Below are 23,559 nucleotides of genomic sequence, written 5' to 3' on the forward strand. Positions count from 1 at the left end.
CATTGACAAGAAGTGAACTGCCTCACATACTCGTATTCGGTTTGTTAACGTTCATATTCTGTAACCCGGCCGCTCCTTCTTCTCGCAGCGACCGAGGTTGACGGTCGAGGAGGAACCGATGCGAAAGCTGTCCTGGTGGATCGCACTGTTGGTGGCGATCGCCACCGCCATGACGCTGACAGGATGTGGCAGGTCCACGGAGAGCACGGGCGCCGGCGGGCAGGAGAAGGGCACCATAGGCATCGCGATGCCCACCAAATCCTCGGAGCGTTGGGTCGGTGACGGGCAGAACATGGTCGCCCAGTTCGAGGAGCTCGGCTATCAGACCGACCTCCAGTACGGCGACGACGTCGTGCAGAACCAGGTCTCCCAGATCGAGAACATGATCACCAAGGGTGTGCAGCTGCTGGTGATCGCGCCGATCGACGGTTCGTCGCTGACCAACACCCTGCAACGCGCCGCCGATGCGAACATCCCGGTCATCAGCTACGACCGACTCATCAAGGGCACCCCCAACGTCGACTACTACGCCACCTTCGACAACTTCAAAGTCGGTGTGCTGCAGGCGCAATACATCGTCGACAAGCTCGGGTTGGCCAATGGCGCCGGACCGTTCAACATCGAACTGTTCGCGGGATCGCCCGATGACAACAACGCCACCTTCTTCTACGACGGTGCGATGAGCGTGCTGAAGCCCTACCTGGACAGCGGCAAGCTGGTCGTGCCCAGTGGCCAGACCACCTTCGACCAGGTGGCGACCCTGCGCTGGGACGGTGGGCTGGCGCAGTCCCGCACCGACAACCTGCTGAGCCAGGCATACACGACCGCTCGCCTCGACGCCGTGCTCTCGCCCTATGACGGCATCTCCCGCGGTGTGCTCTCCGCGCTCAAGAGCGCCGGATACGGCAATGCCGCCAAACCGCTGCCCATCGTGACCGGACAGGACGCCGAAGTGGCCTCCGTGCAATCGATCATCGCCGGTGAACAGACCCAGACCGTGTTCAAGGACACCCGTGAACTCGCCGAGGCCGCGGTGCAACTCTCCGATGCCGTCATCACCGGCGGCACCCCGGAGGTCAACGACACCGAGACCTACGACAACGGTGTGAAGGTGGTGCCGGCGCATCTGCTGCAGCCGGTCAGCGTCGACGCGTCCAATTACCAGCAGGTCCTCGTGGATTCGGGCTTCTACACGCCGGAGCAGCTGCAGTGACCGCACCGCCATTGCTGGAAATGCGGGGAATCACCAAGGAATTCCCGGGGGTCAAGGCGCTCTCGGATGTCGACCTCACGGTGGGCAACGGCACGATCCACGCGATCTGCGGCGAGAACGGTGCGGGCAAGTCGACGTTGATGAAAGTGCTCAGCGGGGTCTACCCGCACGGCAGCTACACCGGCGAGATCCTCTTCGACGGAACACCGTGCGAGTTTCGCGATATCCGGTCCAGTGAACGGTGCGGTATCGCCATCATCCATCAGGAGCTGGCGCTGGTGCCCTATCTGTCGATCGCCGAGAACATGTTCCTCGGCAACGAGATTGCCCGCCGCGGCGTGCTGCGCTGGGACGAAACCATGCGCCGGGCCGAGGAACTGTTGGACCGGGTAGGTCTCAAGGAGAGTCCGCAGACCCGCGTCTCCGATATCGGAGTCGGCAAGCAACAGCTGGTCGAGATCGCCAAGGCGTTGTCCAAGGACGTCCGCCTGCTCATCCTCGACGAGCCGACGGCCGCGCTCAACGATGCGGACAGCCGACACCTGCTCGACCTGATCGTCGGGCTGCGCAGGCAGGGGATCACCTCGATCATCATCTCGCACAAGCTCAACGAGGTCATGCAGGTGGCAGACAGCGTGACCACGCTGCGCGATGGCCGGACCATCGGGACCGTACCGGTCGACGACGAGCTCACCGAGGACGCCATCGTGCGCGCGATGGTCGGCCGGGACCTGACCGACCGATTTCCGCCGCGGGAGGGTGGCGAGATCGGCGATGTGGTGTTCGCGGTGTCGAATTGGACCGTACGTCACCCCATCGACCAACAGCGCAAGGTCGTCGACGATGTCACGCTGAATGTTCGTGCCGGTGAGATCGTCGGGATCGCGGGACTCATGGGCGCCGGACGCACCGAGCTCGCGATGAGCGTCTTCGGCCGATCCTACGGTCGATATGAGAGCGGCACGGTCTTCAAGGGTGATCGCGAGATCGACACCAGCTCGGTGCCGCGTGCCATCGACAACGGCATCGCCTACGCGACCGAGGACCGGAAATCGTTGGGGCTGAACCTGATGGACAGCATCGCGACAAGTATCAGTCTGGCATCCCTGGACAAGGTCAGCCGCAGATCGGTCATCGACCAGCACGAGGAGACGCGGATCGGTGAACAGTTCCGCCGGTCCATGCGGATCAAGACCGACTCGGTGCAGACCGCCACCGGCAAGCTCTCCGGCGGCAATCAACAGAAGGTCGTGCTCAGCAAGTGGCTGTTCACCGACCCGGACGTGTTGATCCTCGACGAGCCGACCCGCGGTATCGATGTCGGTGCCAAACACGAGATCTATGTCCTGATAAACGAACTCGCCGCCCGCGGCAAGGCCGTCCTGGTCATCTCGTCGGAGTTGCCGGAACTGCTCGGTCTGTGCGACCGGATCTACACCCTCAGTCAGGGCCGGGTCACCGGTGAGCTGCCGCGCGCCGAGGCCACCCAGGAAACCCTGATGTACCACATGATGAAAGGCTCCGCGTGACCATCACCACCAAACGGCCGGCTCCGGCGTCGGGCCCCGAACGCAACGGTCGCACTCCACGCCAAGGCGGTAACCCGCTGGGGCGCTTCCTGATGGCGCATGTGCGCAAGTCCGGGATGATGGTGGCGCTCATCGCGATCCTGCTGCTCTTCCAAATTTGGACGGGCGGGATCGTGCTCAAACCGCTCAACGTCACCAACATCATCCAACAGAATGGCTACATCCTGGTGCTCGCCATCGGGATGGTGATCGTCATCATCAACGGGCACATCGACCTGTCCGTCGGCTCGGTGGCGGCATTCACCGGCGCGATGGCCGGTGTGCTGATGGTGCGCAGCGATATGCCTTGGCTGCTGGCCACCGTGCTGTGCATCGCGATGGGGGCGCTCATCGGTGCCTGGCAGGGATTCTGGATCGCCTATGTGGGTATCCCGTCGTTCATCGTCACCCTCGGCGGCATGCTCATGTTCCGCGGCGCAACGCAATACGTCCTCGAAGGACAGTCGATCGCCCCGATGCCGCGCGGGCTGGAACAGATCAGCAGCGGATTCCTACCTGAACTGGGCAACGCCGCCCTCTATCACTGGCCGACGGTGATTCTCGGCGCGATCGCGGTGCTGGTCACCGTCGTCATGCAGATCAAGCGGCGCCACAGCCAGATGCGCTACGGCCAGGAAGTGTTGAGCCGTCCGCTGTTCATCGGCAAATGTGTGGGCATCGTGGCGGCGCTGGGCGCGGTCACACTGCTGCTGGCCAGCTACCGGGGCGTGCCGATCGTCGGCATCATCCTGGTCATCCTCACGCTGGTCTACGCATTCGTCATGCGCAACACGGTCTTCGGCCGTCAGGTGTACGCCGTGGGCGGTAATGCCGCCGCGGCCAGTCTGTCCGGGGTCCGCAACAAGCGCGTCACCCTGCTGGTGTTCGTCAACATGGGGATGCTGGCCGCCGTCGCCGGCCTGCTGTTCGCGGCCCGGCTCAACTCGGCGACCCCGCAGGCCGGTATCAACTTCGAGCTGGAAGCGATCGCCGCGGCATTCATCGGCGGTGCATCGTCCAGCGGCGGGGTGGGCACGGTGTTCGGCGCGATCATCGGTGGGTTGGTGCTCGGCGTCCTCAACAACGGGATGTCCATCCTCGGGATCGGCAGTGACGTGCAGCAGGTCATCAAGGGCCTGGTGCTGCTGGCCGCTGTCGGCTTCGACATCTACAACAAGCGTCGCGGCGGAAGGTGATCCGATGCTGGCCGATACCGCCCAGCTCACCGCCGGTGGGCATGCGGTGCGCAAGACCGTCACCAAGCTCGCCGACGGCAGGCAACTCATCTACTTCGACGAGGTCGATGCCGACGGACGCATCCGGCGAACCGGCGGTCTGACCGACACCCGTGATCTGGAACCGGCTCAACCGCAGGCACATCTGCGTTTCGACGTGCTCACCGGTGAGTGGGTGACGATCGCCGCCCAGCGCATGGACCGGACGTTCCTGCCCGAGCCGGGTTCCTCCCCGCTGGCACCTACCAGACCCGGTGCCCCGGCCACCGAGATCCCGGCTGCCGACTATGACGTCGTGGTGTTCGAGAACCGGTTCCCCGCGTTGTCGCCGCGTGCCGCCGCGATACCGACCGAGGTAGACGGCGAGTCGCTGTGGCCCCAGGCGCGCGCAGCGGGCAGCTGTGAGGTGGTGTGCTTCACCAGCGACCCGCACGCCTCGTTCGTCGACCTGGGTTGGCGCCGCGCGCGCACCGTGATCGAGGCCTGGTCGGATCGGACCGCCGAATTGTCGTCGTCATCCGATGTCGCGCAGGTGTTCTGCTTCGAGAATCGGGGTCGTGAGATCGGCGTGACGTTGACCCACCCGCACGGTCAGATCTATGCCTATCCCTTTCTGCCCGCACGCACCACCGCGCTCATCGCACAGGCCCGTCGGCACGCCACCGAGACCGGTGGCAACCTGTTCGTCGACATCCTCGATGCCGAACTCCGCAGCGGGCGGCGCATTCTGGTGACCGGTGAGCACTGGACGGCCTTCGTGCCCGCCGCCGCGCGCTGGCCCGTCGAGATCCATCTCATGCCCCACCGCCACGTCCCGGACTTCGCGGCGTTATCGGTGTCCGAACGCGATGAGTTGGCCACGGTCTATCTGCAGCTGCTGGGTCGGCTGGAACGGTTCTTCGACGGCGTGAGCTCGATCCCTTACATCGCGGCTTGGCATCAGGCGCCACTGGGTGCCGATCGCCCGTTCGGGCGCCTGCACCTGCAGCTGTTCTCCCTGATGCGTGCGCCCGGCCGGATGAAGTACCTCGCCGGTTCGGAATCGGCGATGGGCGCCTGGGTCAACGACACCACACCGGAACTGATCGCCGATCGGTTGCGTGCCCTCGGATGACACGGTGGGCATACCGGTGATGAGGACGTCGACCAGAGCATTGGCGACGAGGGTGAAAACCGTGGCACCGGAGCATCTCGGCGAGCGTGCGGCAGACCTCTTCGGTGAGCGCTTCGGAACCGTTCCGGACGGCGTGTGGATCGCCCCCGGGCGAGCCAACCTGATCGGCGAACACATCGACTACACCGGGGCGAAGACGATGCCCTTTGCGCTGCCGTACGCGACCGCGGTTGCGGTGCGGGTGCACAGTCACGACCGGTTGCGGGTGGCGTCCACCGCCTACGAGGACGTGTGGGAGGGGGCGGCCAGCGAGGTCGAGCCGGGCCACCCGAACGGCTGGCCCGCCTATGTGGCCGGGGTGCCATGGGCGATGACCTATCACGACACCATCGCCCGCATGCCGGGCTTGGACATCGCGGTCCACTCGTCGGTGCCCGAGGGCGCCGGGTTGTCCAGCTCGGCGGCACTGGAATCGGCCGTCGCACTCGCGATCGCAGAGCTGTTCGGGGCCGCCACCGATGATGCCGGACGCCGCACGCTGGCCAGGGATTGCGTCACCGCCGAGAACATCGTCGCGGGTGCGGCCACCGGCGGGATGGATCAGTCTGTCGCGTTACGCGCGCGCCAGGGTCAGGTGATGCTGTTGGACTGCAGCAGTTTCGCCGTCGAGTACCTCTCGCTGGATCTCGCGGCGGCGGGGTTGGCCCTGCTGGTGATCAACACCAACGCTCCGCACCGGCTTGTCGACGGCGGGTATGCGCTGCGCCGGTCCACGGTGGAACGCGTGTGGTCCGGTATCGGTTGCGCGGCGGTCTCCGAGGGCACCGATATCGACGAGGTACTCCGCCGCGCGGCCGTCGACGACCCGATGCTCACCGGCGCGCTGCGACACGTGTTGACCGAGATCCGTCGCGTCGACGCGGTGGCAGCGCTGCTACGCGCCGGGGAACTCGCGGCCATCGGGTCACACCTGACCGCCTCGCATGCGTCCCTGCGCGACGACCTGGTGGTCAGCTCCGTGGAATTGGACTGCGCGGTGGCCGCCGCGCTGGCAGCCGGTGCGCTCGGCGCGCGGATGATCGGTGGCGGCTTCGGCGGATCGGTGCTGGCGCTGGTGCGGCTCGACCATATCGGCCTCACCATGGAGTCGGTGCGACGTGCGGCCCACGACGCCGGCCTGCCGGAGCCCGATTTCCTGCATGCCACGCCGAGCGGTGCCGCCAGGCGGGTGTGCTGACTCAACCGAAGGTGATGGACCAGGACGCCGACCATGTCGTCGACGGTGCCACCCACCGCAGTCCTCGACCACTGTTGAGGGCGTCGGCGGGTGCGGTCATGGGTTCGATGGCCACCGCGGTGCCGAGGCCGTCGGCTGTCGGGTAGCGGCGGGTGGTGAACACGTGGACATACCCGAATTGTTCGTCGGCCCAGAGTGATACCGTCCGACCGTCCGGGGCCCGCAGGGTGTGGGTGCTCCCGCCGTCGACGATATGCAGGTCGGTCCACGAATCGTCGAGGTCCAGATCGGCGACCCGTCGTCCGGCGCGTAGATCCCAGTTCCCGTCGCTGACTGGACCGGACCCGACCGGGTTGAGGCGGTCGTCGACGTCGATATGGGTGTCGGCGCGGACCGTCAGGGTGAGATCGGCTGCCGGGACATCGCCGATGCACAGGAATGGGTGTGCACCGATGGCGACCGGCGCGGGTCGGGATCCGGTGTTGGTGACCGAATGGGTCACCTGCAGGCCATCGCCGACCAGTGTGTACCGGACGGTGGTCGCCAGGGTGAAGGGATACCCATGCTGCGGAAAAACCGTCGCCGCCAGGGTGATCGAGGAATCGGTCTGTGCGACGGGTTGATAGGCGGTGAAACACAGCAACCCGTGCAGCGCGTTACCGTGCTCGGGTTCGGTGATGTCGAGGCGCTGCGGTTCCCCGTCCAGAGACCAGCGACCGTCGCGGACCCGGTTCGGCCACGGCATCAACACCGCGCCGGCATAGTACGGTCGCACGACATCGGCGCGATAACCCGGGGTCAGGTCGATACCGTCCACCGACAACTGCCGGATCCCGGCGCCGACCGCGGTGATGACCGCCCGTGCCGAGTCTGCGTTGAGTGAGTACTGGTCCCCGTGCGCTTTCATCGGAGTGCGCTGGTGCTGTCCCGCACGATCAGATCCGACGGCAGCAGGTCGATCGAGCATTCCGTGCCGGCAAGGCGGGCCTGCACCATCGCGATGGCCTGGTGTCCGACAGCGGCGAAATCCTGGCGGATGGTGGTCAGTGCCGGGATGAGATAGGGGGCCTCTGGAATATCATCGAAGCCGATCACGCTGACATCCTCGGGTACCCGGCGGCCGGCTTCTGCCAATGCGTGCAGCACCCCGATCGCGGTGTGGTCATTCGCGGCGAAAACCGCGGTGATGGAACGATTCTCGGCGATCTGGCGGCCCAGCTGGTAGCCGCGGGCGGCGCTCCAATCGCCCTTGAGTTCCGGTCGTGGCGACAGCCGCGCGGCCAGCATGGCATCGAGGTAACCGCGGGTGCGGGCGTGTGCCTCCGGCCATCCGTCGGGTCCGCTGACATGCGCGATATCGGTGTGCCCGAGGTCGATCAGGTGCTGCGTGGCAACCCGTGCGGCACCCACCTGGTCGACGCCGACGGACATCCCCGAACCGCTGAGGTCACCCTCCACGATGATGACCGGTACGCCGAAATCCTCGGCATAGACGACGTTCAGCGCGTCCTGCTGAGCGGCGATCATCACGATTGCCTCGACCGCCAATCGCGAGAGATGATCGAGGGCACCCCGGATCTCCTGTCGGGTCACCGCCGCCAGCGTCACCGAGCTGGAGAAGAAGCCCGCCGCCCGCGCCGATTCCTCGACCGATCGTTGGATGCTCGACGGACCGTACTGACCGGTGCTCGACCCGATGATGCCGATGATGCCGGACCTGTTGGTGACCAATGCCCGTGCCACACTGTTGGGCCGGTAACCGAGCTGGGCGATGGCGTGCTCCACACGCGCCCTGGTTTCGGGCCGGATACTGCTGGCGCCGTTGATCACCCGCGAGACCGTCTGGTGCGAGACCCCGGCAAGCCTGGCGACGTCGGACATCACGGGCTTGCGGGTCATCGCCCCATTATTGCCGCGACTCATCGGCTCAACCGACCTCGGACACGCAGGTGGTCGGCATCGGCCGTGGTGGGCAAATCGTGGAGCTGTGCACCTGGTGCCGTCCGTTCCCGGGTCGTCGTCGGTCGAGATCGGTATGGCCCGATCGCCAATGTTAACGATCACCTTAACGCTTCTCTGAACGTGGCGACGGCCATTTGCAGATCCTGAAGAAGCCGGGCCGCCCATTGACCCTTTTCATATGTTCACGTTAACATTCGCGTTGTGATGTGGAGCACAAACGGATATCGGGCCGGTAGGGAGCGCGGATGAGCGTGCAGAAGTACGCGGTCGGAATCGACTTCGGAACACTGTCCGGACGCGCCCTGGTGGTGCGTATCGCCGACGGGTCAGAACTCGCCTCTGCCGAACACGTCTATCGGCACGGTGTGCTCACCGAGGAACTGCCCGGCGACATCGGTGTGCGGCTGCCACCGGACTATGCGTTGCAGGTTCCCGAGGACTACGTCGACGTGCTGCGCTATGCGGTACCCGAGGCGGTGGCCCGCGCAGGTATCGATCCCGCCGACGTCATCGGCGTCGGCACCGATTTCACGGCGTGCACCATGGTTCCCGCACGCCGGGATGGCACCCCGTTGTGTCAGCTGCCGGAGTACGCCGACCGGCCGCACGCATACGCGAAGTTGTGGCGGCATCATGCCGCACAACCACAGGCCGATCGCATCAACACCCTCGCCGCGGTCCGCGGTGAGTCCTGGCTGCCGAGGTACGGCGGGTTCATCTCCAGCGAATGGGAATTCGCCAAGGCGCTGGAGATCCTGGAAGAGGACCCGAGCGTCTACGCCGGCATCGAGCACTGGGTGGAAGGCGCGGACTGGATCGTCTGGCAGCTCACCGGGAGCTATGTGCGCAATGTCAGCACCGCGGGTTACAAAGCCATCCGTCAGGACGGCGCGTACCCGTCACGGGATTTCCTCACCGCGCTGAATCCGGATTTCGCGGATTTCGTCGCCGACAAGGTGGATCAACCCGTCGCCGTGCTCGGTGCCGCGGCGGGCGGACTGACCGCGCAGGCCGCGGCCTGGACAGGACTGCCGGTCGGCACCGCGGTGGCGGTCGGCAATATCGATGCGCACGTGACGGTCGCCGCGGCCGATGCCGCCGAGCCGGGACGGCTCGTCGCGATCATGGGAACCTCGACCTGTCACGTCATGAATGGCCGGGCGGTGCAGGACGTTCCGGGCATGTGTGGTGTCGTCGACGGCGGGATCACCGCCGGACTGTGGGGCTATGAAGCCGGGCAGTCCGGTGTGGGCGACATCTTCGCGTGGTTCGTCAAGAATTGTGTCCCTGCCGAATTCGTGGACGCGGCGGCACAGCGCGGCATGTCGGTTCACGACCATCTCTCCGAGAAGGCGGGCGAGCAGATGGTCGGCCAGCACGGTCTCGTTGCGTTGGACTGGCACAGCGGCAACCGGTCGGTGCTCGTCGACCATCAGCTGTCCGGCGTCATCGTCGGGCAGACCTTGGACACCACCTGCGTCGACCAGTACCGCGCACTTCTGGAGGCCACCGCCTTCGGCACCCGGATGATCATCGAGACCTTCACGCGCGCCGGGCTTCCGGTGGACGAGCTGGTGGTGGCCGGTGGTCTGGTCAAGAACCGCGTGCTGATGCAGATCTATGCCGATGTCACCGGACTACCGCTGTCGGTGGTCACCTCGTCGCAGGCCCCCGCGCTCGGTGCGGCCATCCACGCCGCCACCGCCGCGGGCGCCTATCCCGACGTGCCGACCGCATCGGCGCGGATGGGTGGCCGCAAAGCCGAGGCATATCTGCCGATCCCACGCAACGCGGCCCGCTACGACGAGCTGTATGCCGAGTATGTGGCGCTGCACGACTGGTTCGGCCGGGGCAACACCCTGATGCGCAGATTGCGTTCGCTGCGCGTGGCACGGGACGCCGAACACGAGAAGGTGGGTAGCGAGCAGTGACCGTCTTGTCCGATGTCGAGCAGGCCATCACCGACCTGCGCCGCCACGTGTGCGAACTGCATGCGGAACTGACCCGCTACGGCTTGGTGATCTGGACGGCAGGCAACATCTCCGCCAGGGTTCCCGGCCGGGATCTGCTGATAATCAAGCCTTCCGGGGTCTCCTATGACGCGATGCGACCCGAGCACATGGTGGTCTGCTCGCTGGACGGTGACCTGATCGACGGTGACCTGGCGCCGTCCTCGGACACCGCCGCACATGCTTACGTATACCGGCACATGCCCGAGATCGGCGGAGTGGTGCACACCCACTCGACCTACGCCACCGCATGGGCGGCGGTTGGGGAGCCCATCCCGTGTGTGCTGACCATGATCGCCGACGAATTCGGCGGGGAGATACCGGTCGGGCCCTTTGCCGCCATCGGCGACGACTCGATCGGCCGCGGCATCGTGGAAACGTTGCGTGACAGCAGATCCGCGGCAGTGCTCATGCGTAACCACGGGCCGTTCACCGTTGGTGCCGATGCCCGCTCGGCGGTCAAGGCCGCGGTCATGCTCGAGGATGTCGCCCGCACCACCTTCATCAGCCGCCAGCTCGGCACCCCACAGTCGCTGCCGGCGGCCGTGGTGGACGGTCTCTTCGACCGTTACCAGAACATCTACGGACAGAGGAAAGCCTGATGGCATACAGCACCACGACACCGATCGCGCCCGCCAGCGTGCGGGAGATCTGGTTCGTCACCGGGAGTCAGTCACTGTACGGTCAGGAGATTCTGGACCAGGTCGCCGAGCAGTCTCGCGCGATCGCCGAGCGTCTCGATGGTTCTTCGGACATGCCGGTTCCGGTGGTATGGAAACCCGTTGTCACCACCGGCGATTCGATCTACCGCCTGCTCAGTGAGGCCAGCGCGGACGAACAGTGTGCCGGTGTCATCGCCTGGATGCACACCTTCTCACCCGCGAAGATGTGGATCCGCGGCCTCAACGCGCTGCGCCGTCCGCTCTTGCACTTCCACACCCAGTCCGGCGTCGAAATCCCCTGGGAAACCATCGATATGGATTTCATGAACCTGAACCAGGCGGCACACGGGGATCGCGAGTTCGGCTATATCCAGACGCGGCTGTCTGTCTCAAGGGCGACCATCGCGGGACATGTCACCGATCCGGACACGACGGGCCGGATCGGTTCCTGGGCGAGGGCGGCCCTGGCCGCGGCGGATCTGCGGGGTCTGCGACTGGCCAGGTTCGGTGACAACATGCGCGATGTCGCCGTGACCGAGGGTGACAAGGTGGAGGCCGAATCCAAGTTCGGCGTCTCGGTCAACTCCTACTCGATCAACGATCTGGTGGCCTCGGTCGACGCGGTGCCCGACCCCGACATCGACAAACTCGTGCAGGAGTACCAGGACCTCTACCGTGTCGCGGATGACCTGCTCCGCGGGCGGGACAGGCACGACAGTCTGCGGGAGGCCGCGCGCATCGAGATCGGGCTGCGCCAGTTCCTCGACGACGGGCATTTCGGTGCGTTCACCACCAACTTCGAGGACCTCGGCGGGTTACGTCAGCTGCCGGGTATTGCGGTCCAGCGGTTGATGGCCGACGGCTACGGGTTCGGCGCCGAAGGGGACTGGAAGACCGCCGCCATGGTGCGCGCCGTCAAGACGTTGTGCCATGGTCTGCCCGGCGGCACGTCGTTCATGGAGGACTACACCTACGACCTGACCCCCGGAGCGGAGACGATCCTGGGAGCCCACATGCTCGAGGTGTGCCCCAGCATCGCCGCAGGCACCCCGACGGTGGAGGCGCATCCGTTGGCGATCGGTGGACGCGAAGACCCGGTCCGGCTCCGGTTCACCGCGGCTCCCGGCGAGGCCGTCGTACTGGGAATCTGCGATCTGGGCGGCCGGTTCCGGCTGGTGGCCAACGATGTGCACGTCATCGAACCGCCCACACCGTTGCGGAGCCTGCCGGTCGCCTGCGCGGTCTGGGAACCCGAGCCGTCCTGGTCGACTTCCACGGAGGCGTGGCTGATGGCCGGCGGCCCCCACCACACCGTGTTGTCCACCGCGCTCCCGCGGCCGGCATTGCGGGACCTTGCGACGATTCTCGGGACCGAGCTGGTCAGCATCGATGCCGATACCGAGGCGTACGCCTTCCAGCGCGAACTCCGGTGGAACGCGGTGTACCACCATTTGGCGGACGGAATCTGACATCCACGATCTCTTTACAAGTTAGGCGTCCCTGTCTAGCTAGTTACCCGTCGGTAGGCCCATAATGGTCGGATGAAGCCTGACTATGACGTCTTGATCATCGGTTCGGGATTCGGCGGCAGCGTCAGCGCGCTGCGCCTCACCGAAAAGGGCTATCGGGTCGGGGTACTCGAAGCCGGCCGACGATTCGCCGACGAGGACTTCGCCAAGACCTCGTGGAACCTGCGCAAATTCCTTTGGGCGCCGCAGTTCGGCATGTACGGCATCCAGCGCATCCACCTGCTGCGCAACGTCATGATCCTGGCCGGCGCGGGTGTCGGCGGTGGATCGCTGAACTATGCCAACACGCTCTATGTGCCGCCGGCGCCGTTCTTCAACGACCCGCAGTGGAAGGACATCACCGACTGGCAGTCGGAGTTGATGCCGCACTACGACCAGGCCAAGCGCATGCTCGGCGTGGTCACCAACCCCACCTTCACCGACGCCGACCGGATCATGAAGGAGGTCGCCGAGGACATGGGCGTCGGGGACACCTTCGTGCCAACCCCGGTCGGAGTGTTCTTCGGTGAGAACGGTGAGAAGACACCCGGAAAGACCGTGCCCGACCCGTACTTCGGCGGGGTCGGCCCAGCCCGCACCGGTTGCATCGAGTGCGGCGAGTGCATGACAGGTTGCCGGCACGGCGCCAAGAACACCCTGCTCAAGAACTATCTCGGGTTGGCCGAGCGGGCCGGCGCGCAGGTGCATCCCCTCACCTCGGTGCGGGAGTTCTCGCAGCGTCCCGACGGCGTCTGGGAGGTGCACACCGTGCGCACCGGGGGCAAGCTGCGCCGGCGGAAGAAGACCTTCACCGCCAACCACCTCATCCTCGCGGCCGGCACATACGGCACCCAGAAGCTGCTGTTCCGGATGCGCGACAAGGGGAAACTGCCCCGCCTGTCCGACCGGCTCGGCGTGCTGACCCGTACCAACTCCGAGTCCATCGTCGGTGCCGGGCGGCTCACCGTCGGTGAGGATCTCAACCTCACCCATGGGGTGGCGATCACCTCGTCGATCCACCCGACCGCCGACACACACGTCGAACCCTGCCGGTACGGCAAGGGCTCGAATGCGATGGGTCTGCTGCAGACGCTGATGACCGATGGCACCGGGCCGGAGGGCACCGACGTGCCGCGATGGAAGCAGCTGCTCGAAACCGCGCGAAACGACCGGCGCGGCACGCTGCGCCTGCTCAACCCGCGCAAGTGGAGTGAGCGCACGATGATCGCGCTGGTCATGCAGCATCTGGACAATTCGATCACCACGTTCAGCCGCAAGACCTGGTTCGGCTACCGCATGCTCGACAGCAAGCAGGGCCACGGTCTGCCCAACCCGACCTGGATTCCCGCGGGTAACGAGGTGACCCGACGGATCGCCGAGAAGATCGACGGCGTTGCCGGCGGCACCTGGGGCGAACTGTTCAACATTCCGCTGACCGCGCACTTCCTCGGCGGCGCGGCCATCGGCGACAGCCCCGAGCATGGCGTCATCGACCCCTACCATCGGGTGTACAACTATCCGACGCTCTACGTCACCGACGGTGCGGCGATCTCGGCAAACCTCGGGGTCAACCCGTCGTTGTCGATCACCGCCCAGGCCGAGCGGGCCGCGGCGTTGTGGCCCAACAAGGGCGAGGACGACCTGCGGCCTGCCCAGGGTGAGCCCTACCAGCGACTGGACCCCATCGAGCCGGTCAAGCCCGTCGTCCCGGTCGAGGCACCCGCCGGGCTGCGGCGACTGCCCATCGAACCGGTGTCGAAGCTGTCACCTTCGGCTTAGCACCACGCACGACGGTGCGCGCAGATCGAGATCCTTGCGGGTTTCTCGATCTGAGCGCACCGTCGCGGTGGGTGGGCGGCTACTTGACTGCCGCCTCGACGCGGTCGCCCAGGTCCTTGTCGACATTGCGCCAATATTCGAACGCGCGTTGCAGCACCGGCTCGGACACCCCGTCGGACAGATGCCCGGCGATATTGGTCACCAGCCGATCGCGCGCCGCGTCATCGAGCACATCGCGCACGAGCGTCCCGGCCTGACCCCAGTCGTCGTCCTCGGCGTGCAGGCTGTACGCCGCCCGCACCATATCGCCGTCGGCATGCCAGAGCGGTTCGGCCGTGCGGGCCGGATCGGCTGCCGGACCGCCGTAGGAGTTCGGCGCATACACCGGGTCGGTGACGTTGGTGACCCGCATCGCGCCGTCCTTGGAGTAGCTGTGCACCTCGGTCTTCGGCGAGTTCACCGGGATCTGCTTGTAGTTCACCCCGAGCCGGTGCCGGTGGGCATCGGCATAGGCGAAGTCCCGCGCGAGCAGCATCTTGTCCGGACTCAATCCGGTGCCGGGCACCGCATTGTTGGGTTCGAAGGCCGCTTGCTCCATCTCCGTGTGGTAGTCGGTGACGTTGCGGTTCAGGGTCAACCTGCCGACGTCGATCAGGGGATAGTCGGAGTGTGGCCACACCTTGGTCAGGTCGAACGGGTTGAACCGATAGTCCTTGGCGTCCTCGAACGGCATGATCTGCATCTTGAGTGTCCAGCTGGGGAACTCGCCGCGTTCGATCGCATCGAACAGGTCGCGCTGGTGGGCGTCGCCGTCCTTACCGGCCATCTCGTCGCCCTCGTCCTGGGTGTAGAACTCGATGCCCTGATCGGACTTGAAATGGTATTTGACCCAGAAGATCTCGCCATCGGCGTTGATCCAGCTGTAGGTGTGGCTGGAGTACCCGTTCATGTGCCGCCAGGTGCGCGGGATACCGCGGTCACCCATCAACCAGGTCACCTGATGCGCGGATTCCGGTGACAAGGTCCAGAAGTCCCACTGCATGTCGTGGTCGCGCAGGTTGTTGGCGGCGCGCCGCTTCTGGGACCGGATGAAGTGCTGGAACTTGAGTGGATCGCGGATGAAGAACACCGGTGTGTTGTTGCCGACCATGTCGAAGTTGCCGTCTTGGGTATAGAACTTCACGGCGAACCCGCGCGGGTCGCGCCAGGTGTCCGGGCTGCCGCGCTCGCCCGCGACGGTCGAGAACCGGGCCAGCGTCTCGGTCTTCACCCCGGGTTGCAGAAACGCGGCCTTGGTGTAGGCGCTGACATCGTTGGTGACCTCGAAGTGGCCGAACGCGCCACCGCCCTTGGCATGGGGTTGGCGCTCCGGGATGCGTTCGCGGTTGAAGTTGGCCATCTGCTCGATGAGGTAGTGGTCCTGGAGCAGGATCGGTCCGTTCGGACCGATGGTCAGGGAATGCTCGTCGCTGGGTACGGGGATTCCGGCATCGGTGGTGGTGGGTTTGGGCTGGGTGTCGGTCACCGGGGTGTTCCTCTCGCGCATGGCTACAGGCGTCCGGGGCGGGTACCCCGCCCGCAGGGTATTGACACCACATCCGGGTCGGTGCCCGAATACCGTTCTCGGACTGAGATATTCGCGTACCCGGTGCGTCGGCCGTCGCGCTGATACGATGCGAGGGACAAACCAGTCTCTGGTTGCGCGATGGTGTTCTGCGAAGGAGTCGACGTGGGAACGGATCGCATCGGCGCGCGCCACATCCGGCTGACATCGCACAGCGGTGGACCGCTGGCGCCGCCTATCAGGTGGGGAGCGCCCACGGCTGCCGAACGCGGACCGATCGTCGGCACCACCGGTAACCGCGCACATCGCAACGTGATCGGCACCCACAGCGGGTCCTACGGTGTCTACCGCGCCCTGGCAGTGGCCGCCGGGGCGCTGTCCCCGCAGCACCGCGCCGACCTCACCAACACCACGCCGACCGATGTCATCGGTCCCCACCCGCAGTGGCAGAACTCCGAGGCCATCGTCAGCCTCGATCCCTGGGGTGCGGCGGTGGCCGATGTGTTCGCCGACCAGCTGGCCGCCGATCACGATATCCGGCCGACGATCGCGGTCACCAAGGCGCACGTGATGCTGCCCGAGGTCGCCGAGGCGATGCAGAAGGGCAGGCTCGTCCCGGACGGGACGGTCCTGCTCGACGGGGGTGCCGCAGTGGTGACGAAGGTGGCCGTCGAACCGGTCTGGTATCTGCCGGGAGTCGCCGCCCGGTTCGGGTGCACCGAGGCCGCGCTGCGGCGGGCGCTGTTCGAGGAGACCGGTGGGATGTATCCCGAACTGGTCACCCGTGGCGACCTGGAGGTGTTCCTTCCCCCGATCGGCGGCCAGACGGTCTACATCTTCGGCGACCCGCGACACCTCGCCGATCCGACGGTCGAGCTGACCGCCCGGGTGCATGACGAATGCAACGGCTCCGACGTGTTCGGCTCCGACATCTGCACCTGCCGGCCCTACCTCACGCACGCCATCGAGGAGTGCATCGCGGGGACGCAGCGCGGCGGGGTCGGGTTGGTCGCCTACTCGCGCAAGGAGGGCCGCGCCCTCGGTGAGGTCACCAAGTTCCTGGTCTACAACGCCCGCAAACGTCAGGAGGGCGGCGACACCGCAGACCAGTACTTCGCGCGCACCGAATGCGTTGCGGGCGTGCAGGATATGCGCTTCCAGGAGCTGATGCCCGACGTCCTGCACTGGCTGGGCATCACCCGAATCCACCGCCTGGTCTCGATGAGCAACATGAAGTACGACGCGATCACCGGATCGGGGATCAGCGTGGGGGAGCGGGTCAACATCCCCGACGAGCTGATCCCGGCCGACGCCCGTGTCGAGATCGACGCCAAGATGGCTGCCGGTTACTTCACCCCCGGCCCGGTGCCCGATGCCGACGACCTGAAGAGGACGATCGGTCGGGGGTTGGTGTGAATCCGGCGCAGACCCTGCGCAGCACCACCGAGATCCGCGCCAGGGCCCACCATCTGCTGGCCCGCGCCCGCGCCGGTGACTCCGCATGGTTCACCGTGCACGACGATGCGCTGCCCGGCGCGGCCGCCGAGGTCGCCGATCTGACCCTGCGCCGCTTTCCCGACCTTGATATCCCGTTCCACAGCCGGTGGCGGCACTTCGAGGCCGGCGGAGTGCGGCGCCGCCTGGACCTCGACGGCCTCGACCCGGTCGGACGCGCCCGCGCGATGATCGACCTGGCGGTGGTCAGCGTCCTGCTCGACGCCGGGGCGGGCCCCGACTGGCGCTATCACGAGGACGGCAGGGAGTTCAGCAGGTCCGAGGGACTGGGCGTCGCCAGCTGGCACGCATTCACTTCCGGGGTGTTCTCCTCGGAACCGGACCGGCCGCTACAGGCCGACGCGGCAGGTCTGATCGGACTGGACGCCGACGCGTTGGCCACCGCGATGCAGGTGGGCCCGACCAATCCGCTGGTCGGTTTCGACGGCAGGGTCGACGTGCTGCGCCGCCTCGGTGCGGCCCTGGCCGAGAGGCCCGACGCGTTCGGCGAGCCCGGTCGTCCCGGCGGACTGTACGACCTGTTGATCACCGATCCGGCGGCCCCGACGATCGCCGCGCACGACATCCTTGCCGTGCTGCTTGCCACACTGTCGCCGATCTGGCCCGCCGACAACACCATCGACGGCGAACCGCTCGGGGACTGTTGGCGTCACGGTGCGGTTCCCGGCCTCGGGGCGACCGCCGGCTGGATGCCCTTCCACAAACTGTCCCAATGGCTGACCTACTCGCTGCTGGAACCGTTCACCTGGGCGGGGGTGCAGGTGACCGGCATCGACGCCCTGACCGGGTTGCCGGAGTACCGCAACGGCGGGCTGTTGCTCGACACCGGTGTGTTGACGCTGCGCGATGCGGGCTGGGCATCGCAGACCTGGGCACCGGCGGATGAGTTGGTGGTCGAATGGCGGGCCCTGACCGTCGCGTTGCTCGACGAGGTGGCCGACCTGGTGCGCGCCCGGCTGGGACTCGGGGCGGACCGGCTGCCGCTGGCCTGCGTACTGGAGGGCGGAACCTGGGCCGCAGGCCGCGAGCTGGCGCAACGGTTGCGCGGCGGGCTGCCACCGTTGACCGTCAGCAGTGACGGCACCGTCTTCTGAGAATCCGAAAGGAGCGTCGATGTCCCTGCCCTCCCAGGTGCATGTGATCGACCACCCGCTGGTCACCCACAAACTGAACACCCTGCGCCAGAAGGACGTCTCCACCAACAGTTTCCGACGATTGGTCAGCGAGGTGTCGGCGCTGATGGCCTACGAGGTGTTGCGTGACATCCCGCTGCACACCGAGCAGATCGAGACGCCGCTGGAGACCATGACCGCGAGCGTGATCGACGGCAAGAAGCTGGTGTTCGTCTCCATCCTGCGCGCCGGCGGCGGAATCCTGGACGGCATGCTGAGCCTGGTACCGAGCGCCCGGGTCGGCCATATCGGCCTCTACCGTGACCCGAAGACTCACGTCGCCGTCGAGTACTACTTCAAGGTCCCCGATGACCTTCGCGAACGCGATGTCGTCGTGGTCGATCCGATGCTGGCCACCGGACACACCGCGATCGCCGCGATAGACCGGCTCAAGGAGCACAGCCCGCGTTCGGTCAAGTTCGTGTGCCTGCTCACCTGCCCGGAAGGGCTGGCCGCCCTGCACGGAGCGCACCCCGACATTCCCGTCTACACCGCGGCCATCGACCGTCAACTCGACGAACACGGCTATATCGTTCCGGGCCTCGGCGATGCCGGGGACCGGCTCTTCGGCACCTGAGCACTAGACTGTCCGGGTGGAATCAGCCTCAGTACGTCCGGTGCTTGTCATCGACTTCGGTGCGCAGTATGCCCAGCTGATCGCGCGACGGGTCCGCGAGGCGCGGGTGTTCTCCGAGGTGATCCCGCATACCGCGACCGTCGAGGAGATCAAGGCGCGCAACCCGCAGGCGATCGTGCTCTCCGGCGGGCCCGCCAGCGTCTATGCCGAGGGCGCGCCACGGTTGGACCCCGCGCTGTTCGATCTGGACCTGCCGGTCTTCGGTATCTGCTACGGCTTCCAGGCCATGGCCCAGGCGCTCGGCGGCACGGTGGCCCACACCGGCACCAGCGAGTACGGCCGCACGGAGCTCAAAGTCACTGGCGGGGAACTGCATTCCGAACTCCCCGGGATCCAGCCGGTCTGGATGAGCCACGGTGACGCCGTCACCGAGGCGCCGGAGGGATTCGACGTGGTGGCGGCCAGCTCGGGAGCTCCGGTCGCAGCCTTCGAGAATCGGGCGCGGCGGCTGGCCGGCGTCCAGTACCACCCCGAGGTGCTGCATTCGCCGCACGGACAGCAGGTCCTGAGCCGGTTCCTGCACGAATTCGCCGGAATCGGGGCCAGCTGGACTCCGGCCAATATCGCCGACCAGCTCGTGGCGCAGGTGCGTGAGCAGGTCGGCGACGGCCGCGCCATCTGTGGTCTGTCCGGTGGGGTGGACTCCGCCGTCGCCGCCGCGCTGGTGCAGCGGGCCATCGGTGACCGCTTGACCTGTGTGTTCGTCGATCACGGACTGCTGCGTTCCGGGGAGCGGGCGCAGGTGCAGCGTGATTTCGTGGCTGCCACCGGCGCCAAGCTGGTCACCGTCGACGTCGCCGACCGGTTCCTGGAGGCGTTGAGCGGGGTGACCAACCCCGAGGGCAAGCGCAAGATCATCGGCCGCGAGTTCATCAGGGCGTTCGAGGGTGCGGTCCGCGATGCGGTCGACGTATCCGGTGGCGAGGTCGACTTCCTGGTGCAGGGCACGCTCTATCCCGATGTCGTCGAGTCCGGCGGCGGCTCCGGCACCGCGAACATCAAGAGCCATCACAATGTCGGCGGACTGCCCGACGACCTGAAGTTCACCCTCGTCGAGCCGCTGCGGCTGTTGTTCAAGGACGAGGTGCGCGCGGTCGGTCGTGAGCTGGGTCTGCCCGAGGACATCGTTGCGCGGCAACCCTTCCCGGGGCCGGGACTCGGAATCCGCATCGTCGGGGAGGTGACCGCCGAGCGGCTGGACACGTTGCGACGGGCCGATGCCATCGCCCGCGAGGAGCTGACCTCGGCCGGACTGGATCATCAGATCTGGCAGTGCCCGGTGGTGCTGCTCGCCGATGTGCGGTCGGTCGGGGTGCAGGGTGACGGGCGCACCTACGGTCACCCGATCGTGTTGCGGCCGGTCTCCAGCGAGGACGCCATGACCGCGGATTGGACGCGGGTGCCCTACGAAGTGCTGGAACGCATTTCGACGCGGATCACCAACGAGGTACCCGAGGTCAACCGGGTGGTGCTCGATGTCACGAGCAAGCCGCCGGGCACCATCGAGTGGGAGTGATCGCGCTGCGCTCCTGAAACGTCCCGGCCGACGAACGGGATCTGCTAATTTGCCGTCATGGTCAATAAGTCGGTTCGTCGAGGTGTGCTCACTCTTGCCGTGTTGGCACTGCTTGGGGCCGGTTGCTCGAAGAAGGCCGCCGAGCCGACCGCCGCGCCTGCCAGTTCGGTTGCGGCGGAATCGCATTCGGGCTGCAGTACGCGCGCCACGCGTCCGGTGCAGGTGCGTGTCAAGCAACAGGAGCAGGCGCCGGAACCGGAGGCCAAACCCGAACCGCCGGACGGTGTCTACGGAGACCCGGAGGCCGCGAGCCGCTACTGGGCCCAGCAGTCCCAGGGTGATTGTGGGCTGATGGCCACCCGGATGGTCATCGGCGAGGTCAATGGCAACCCGCCCTCGGAGCGGGAGATGATCGATCTGGCGGCGGCCACACCCAGTGAGTGCAGTCCCGGCGAGCCCGTCTACGACGAGAGTTTCGATCCGAGCGACGGCGGCATCGGGCACGGCACCTGCACGACCGACCTGCTGCTTCTGCTCGATCACTTCGGGATCGAGGCCGACTACACCAACGATTCGGTCGCTTCCGAGGGCGGACTGGACACCGGGATGGACGCGCTGCTGGATTATCTCAACGATGACCGGCAGGCCATCGTGTGCGTCAACTCGAAGATCATCTGGGACACCGAGGGGGATCGGACCGGTTGTGGTCACCTGATCACCGTTGCGGCAGTGGATGTTCCGAACGATATCGTCTATCTGGGCGACAGTGGCGGTGATGACACGCGCGGCGAACAGGTCAGTACGGATGTGTTCGAGCAGGCGTGGAGCGCAGGCGACCACGAGCTGTTGGTCACCGGTTGAGCTAGTCGGATTGCTGCTCGGCCTCTTTCTCGATCAGGTCGCCGAGAATCTGGCCGACCGCCGACTCGATCGTCGACTCGATGGAGAACGAGAGCGTCGAGGAGACCGCGGAGACGGCCTGGGTGCGAAACCGTACCAGCGTGGTCAGCAGTTCCGCGATCTCGGTGTCCGGCGGCAGTGCCGCACCGGGGTTGATGCGGTGCAGCACCTCCTCGATCCCCGCCTGAACCAGGATCGCGCTGATCTGGTCCACCAGCGGGGCGATCTGCTCGTGGAGACCGATGAGCTTCTCGGGTGCCACGCCGTACTGGCGGAGCTCGTTGAACGTCTCGATCAGCTTGGGGCGCACGATGATCGCCACTTCTTCGTCCTGCGCGGTGTCGGCATCCTCGATCTTGACGATCCCGAGGTCGACCATGCGGGCGAACCCGGCATCGTCGTCGACGAGGTCACGCGCATCCGACAAGCTCATCCGTTCCGGCTTCTCGGCGGCCCAGCTGCCCGCGATCGCCGATTCCAGTCCGAGCAGCTCACCCACACCCTTGCCCTGTTCCCACGCGGAGAGCATCTCGTGCACATGGGCGATGTTGTAGCCGCGATCCAGCAGCGAGGTGATCAGCCGCAACCGGGTCAGATGGGTGTCGTTGAACAGTGCGATCCGGCCCACCCGCAGCGGTGGGTGGAGCAGCCCGCGGTCACGGTAGACCCGGATGTTTCGGGTGGTGGTTCCGGCCAGCTGAGCCAGCTCCTCGATGCGGTACTCACCAGAGGCGGCGACGCCGTGCGGTTGCACGGCGGCGTCGAAGAGTTGGGTCACCGCGTTCTCGACGACATCGCGGGAACTGCGCCGGATCTGGCGCGGCGCCCGGCGCAGTCCGAGCAGAATGGTCGAGATCGCGCCTGCGGACTGCCGCGGGGGTTTGGGCGCCGTCATGCGATCGCCGTCATGAATCGGACACCCCGCATCAGTCGAAGATACCTCCCGGCCTCAGCCGACGGCGCGGACCGCGTTTCGTTGCAGCGCCTCGGTGATGAAGGCCGTGATGATGCGCATCGCCGGTACCGCCTCGGGGGCGAGTCTCGGCAGGGCCTGGAAGACGTGCACCTGGTCGGGCCATATCTGCAGTTCGCTGGTGCCACCGGCGGCATGGATATCGGCGTGCAGGGTGCGGGCATCGGATTGCAACATCTCCGCGCCGCCGGCTTGGATCAGCGACGGTGGCATCCGCCGGCCGCCCGCGACGTCGAGAGTCAGCCGGACGTCGGCGACGTCCGCTTCGGCGCAGTACAAGTTGATCAGCCGGGCGGCGTCGGCGGCGCGGATGGCGGGATCGGCACGCAACACCTCCCGAGTGCGCGCCAATCCGAAGGTCAGGTCGACCAGTGGCGAGAGCAGCACCATGGCGGCCGGATGCGGCACGTCGGCCTGGAGCAGCATGTCGACGGTCAGGTGACCCCCTGCGGAGTCCCCGGCGATCACCATCTGGGCCGGGTCGAATCCGCCCTCGGTACACAGCCAGTCCCATCCCGCGCGCACATCGTCGGCGGCGGTGGGGAAGCGGTGTTTCGGCGCCAGTCGATAGTCGACGCAGAACACCGGCAGCCCGGTGAGTCGGGCCAGCCAGCCGGTCAGTCGCCGGTGCGTGCGCGGGGAGCACAGCGCGTAACCGCTGCCGTGCACGTAATAGATGGCTTGGTGTGCCGTGCGGTCGGCGCCCTTGGAGCCGTGCACCCATTCGCCGACCACACGCCGGCCGTCGGCCAGCCGGATGTCGACGGGCTCGGCCTCGACACCGTGCAATGACGGTCCGAAGGTGTCCATGACGCGTGCGATGATCTGCCGGGACGCCCACAGTCCCCACGCTCGTTCGGGTGGGAGAACCGCGCTGATCTGCCGCAGGGTGAGGCAGCTGATGGCTGCGGCACCGCGGGATCGCAGCGAACCGCGGGTGGGGAGAGCGTGGTCGGGCATCCGGACCTCCGTGGTGGGAACGTCCGACGAGTACA

The 23,559-nt window shown here is 66.5% G+C and carries 19 protein-coding genes; 14 read left to right on the plus strand and 5 right to left on the minus strand.

Annotated features, from left to right (window positions below; translation table 11 throughout):
* The first annotated feature begins 118 nt into the window (after positions 1–118).
* The 5 genes from chvE to IC40_RS0110180 all read left to right on the plus strand — a co-directional run bounded on the left by chvE (position 119) and on the right by IC40_RS0110180 (position 6,367).
* Positions 119–1,213, plus strand: coding sequence for a multiple monosaccharide ABC transporter substrate-binding protein (gene chvE / locus IC40_RS0110160; RefSeq protein WP_030134602.1), 1,095 nt, complete (start codon positions 119–121; stop codon positions 1,211–1,213).
* 20 nt (positions 1,214–1,233) lie between these two features.
* On the plus strand, positions 1,234–2,742 hold the full coding sequence (gene mmsA / locus IC40_RS0110165; protein WP_030134603.1) for a multiple monosaccharide ABC transporter ATP-binding protein: 1,509 nt from the start codon (positions 1,234–1,236) through the stop codon (positions 2,740–2,742).
* The gene (mmsB, locus tag IC40_RS0110170) at positions 2,739–3,977 is read left to right on the plus strand and encodes a multiple monosaccharide ABC transporter permease (RefSeq protein ID WP_030134604.1); all 1,239 of its coding nucleotides are present in this window, start codon (positions 2,739–2,741) and stop codon (positions 3,975–3,977) included. Before mmsA ends, mmsB begins: the two co-directional genes overlap by 4 nt.
* 4 nt (positions 3,978–3,981) lie before the next feature.
* Positions 3,982–5,130 carry a galactose-1-phosphate uridylyltransferase gene (gene galT / locus IC40_RS0110175; RefSeq protein ID WP_081843382.1) on the plus strand — a complete coding sequence of 383 codons (1,149 nt, stop codon included), beginning with the start codon at positions 3,982–3,984 and terminating at the stop codon, positions 5,128–5,130.
* Between the two features lie 61 nt (positions 5,131–5,191).
* Positions 5,192–6,367, plus strand: coding sequence for a galactokinase (locus tag IC40_RS0110180; protein ID WP_030134606.1), 1,176 nt, complete (start codon positions 5,192–5,194; stop codon positions 6,365–6,367).
* A 1-nt stretch (position 6,368) separates the two neighbouring features.
* Here the strand turns inward: IC40_RS0110180 and IC40_RS0110185 are convergent, their stop codons facing one another.
* Together IC40_RS0110185 and IC40_RS0110190 are read right to left on the minus strand one after the other, a co-directional pair.
* Positions 6,369–7,274 (minus strand): aldose 1-epimerase family protein, encoded by a 906-nt coding sequence (locus IC40_RS0110185; RefSeq protein ID WP_030134607.1) that lies wholly within the window; start codon positions 7,272–7,274, stop codon positions 6,369–6,371.
* Positions 7,271–8,266 (minus strand): LacI family DNA-binding transcriptional regulator, encoded by a 996-nt coding sequence (locus IC40_RS0110190; RefSeq protein WP_030134608.1) that lies wholly within the window; start codon positions 8,264–8,266, stop codon positions 7,271–7,273. Before IC40_RS0110190 ends, IC40_RS0110185 begins: the two co-directional genes overlap by 4 nt.
* Positions 8,267–8,574: 308 nt before the next feature.
* On the opposite strand from IC40_RS0110190, the gene araB reads away from it, so the two are divergent.
* From araB to IC40_RS0110210, 4 genes are all read left to right on the plus strand, one after another.
* Positions 8,575–10,260, plus strand: a complete 1,686-nt coding sequence (araB, locus tag IC40_RS0110195) for a ribulokinase (RefSeq protein ID WP_030134609.1) — start codon at positions 8,575–8,577, stop codon at positions 10,258–10,260.
* The gene (locus IC40_RS0110200; protein WP_030134610.1) at positions 10,257–10,940 is read left to right on the plus strand and encodes an L-ribulose-5-phosphate 4-epimerase; all 684 of its coding nucleotides are present in this window, start codon (positions 10,257–10,259) and stop codon (positions 10,938–10,940) included. Before araB ends, IC40_RS0110200 begins: the two co-directional genes overlap by 4 nt.
* Positions 10,940–12,469: an L-arabinose isomerase gene (gene araA / locus IC40_RS0110205; RefSeq protein ID WP_042509976.1), complete on the plus strand. Its 1,530-nt coding sequence runs from the start codon at positions 10,940–10,942 to the stop codon at positions 12,467–12,469. The genes IC40_RS0110200 and araA overlap by 1 nt, the downstream gene beginning before the upstream one ends.
* A 72-nt stretch (positions 12,470–12,541) precedes the next feature.
* On the plus strand, positions 12,542–14,287 hold the full coding sequence (locus tag IC40_RS0110210) for a GMC oxidoreductase (protein ID WP_030134612.1): 1,746 nt from the start codon (positions 12,542–12,544) through the stop codon (positions 14,285–14,287).
* Between the two features lie 79 nt (positions 14,288–14,366).
* Here the strand turns inward: IC40_RS0110210 and IC40_RS0110215 are convergent, their stop codons facing one another.
* On the minus strand, positions 14,367–15,833 hold the full coding sequence (locus tag IC40_RS0110215; protein WP_042509975.1) for a catalase: 1,467 nt from the start codon (positions 15,831–15,833) through the stop codon (positions 14,367–14,369).
* A gap of 159 nt (positions 15,834–15,992) precedes the next feature.
* Here IC40_RS0110215 and IC40_RS0110220 point away from each other — a divergent pair, with 159 nt between their 5' ends.
* The 5 genes from IC40_RS0110220 to IC40_RS26485 are packed head-to-tail and all read left to right on the plus strand — an operon-like array spanning position 15,993 to position 21,552.
* Entirely contained in the window at positions 15,993–17,267 is a 1,275-nt protein-coding gene (locus IC40_RS0110220) for a GTP cyclohydrolase II (protein WP_042509974.1), read from the plus strand.
* A complete protein-coding gene (locus IC40_RS0110225) occupies positions 17,264–18,460 on the plus strand; it encodes a URC4/urg3 family protein (RefSeq protein ID WP_030134615.1) in 1,197 nt (398 codons plus the stop codon). Before IC40_RS0110220 ends, IC40_RS0110225 begins: the two co-directional genes overlap by 4 nt.
* A gap of 19 nt (positions 18,461–18,479) precedes the next feature.
* The gene (upp, locus tag IC40_RS0110230) at positions 18,480–19,115 is read left to right on the plus strand and encodes a uracil phosphoribosyltransferase (RefSeq protein WP_030134616.1); all 636 of its coding nucleotides are present in this window, start codon (positions 18,480–18,482) and stop codon (positions 19,113–19,115) included.
* A 16-nt stretch (positions 19,116–19,131) separates the two neighbouring features.
* Positions 19,132–20,691 (plus strand): glutamine-hydrolyzing GMP synthase, encoded by a 1,560-nt coding sequence (gene guaA / locus IC40_RS0110235; RefSeq protein WP_030134617.1) that lies wholly within the window; start codon positions 19,132–19,134, stop codon positions 20,689–20,691.
* Positions 20,692–20,748: 57 nt separating this feature from the next.
* The gene (locus IC40_RS26485) at positions 20,749–21,552 is read left to right on the plus strand and encodes a hypothetical protein (RefSeq protein ID WP_138158159.1); all 804 of its coding nucleotides are present in this window, start codon (positions 20,749–20,751) and stop codon (positions 21,550–21,552) included.
* Position 21,553: 1 nt separating this feature from the next.
* Here the strand turns inward: IC40_RS26485 and IC40_RS0110245 are convergent, their stop codons facing one another.
* Together IC40_RS0110245 and IC40_RS0110250 are read right to left on the minus strand one after the other, a co-directional pair.
* The gene (locus tag IC40_RS0110245; protein ID WP_030134619.1) at positions 21,554–22,486 is read right to left on the minus strand and encodes a MerR family transcriptional regulator; all 933 of its coding nucleotides are present in this window, start codon (positions 22,484–22,486) and stop codon (positions 21,554–21,556) included.
* Between the two features lie 54 nt (positions 22,487–22,540).
* A complete protein-coding gene (locus tag IC40_RS0110250) occupies positions 22,541–23,524 on the minus strand; it encodes an alpha/beta hydrolase (RefSeq protein WP_030134620.1) in 984 nt (327 codons plus the stop codon).
* Positions 23,525–23,559 lie beyond the last annotated feature (35 nt).

The sequence above is a fragment of the Mycolicibacterium neoaurum ATCC 25795 genome (assembly GCF_000691525.1).
GTDB lineage: Bacteria > Actinomycetota > Actinomycetes > Mycobacteriales > Mycobacteriaceae > Mycobacterium > Mycobacterium neoaurum.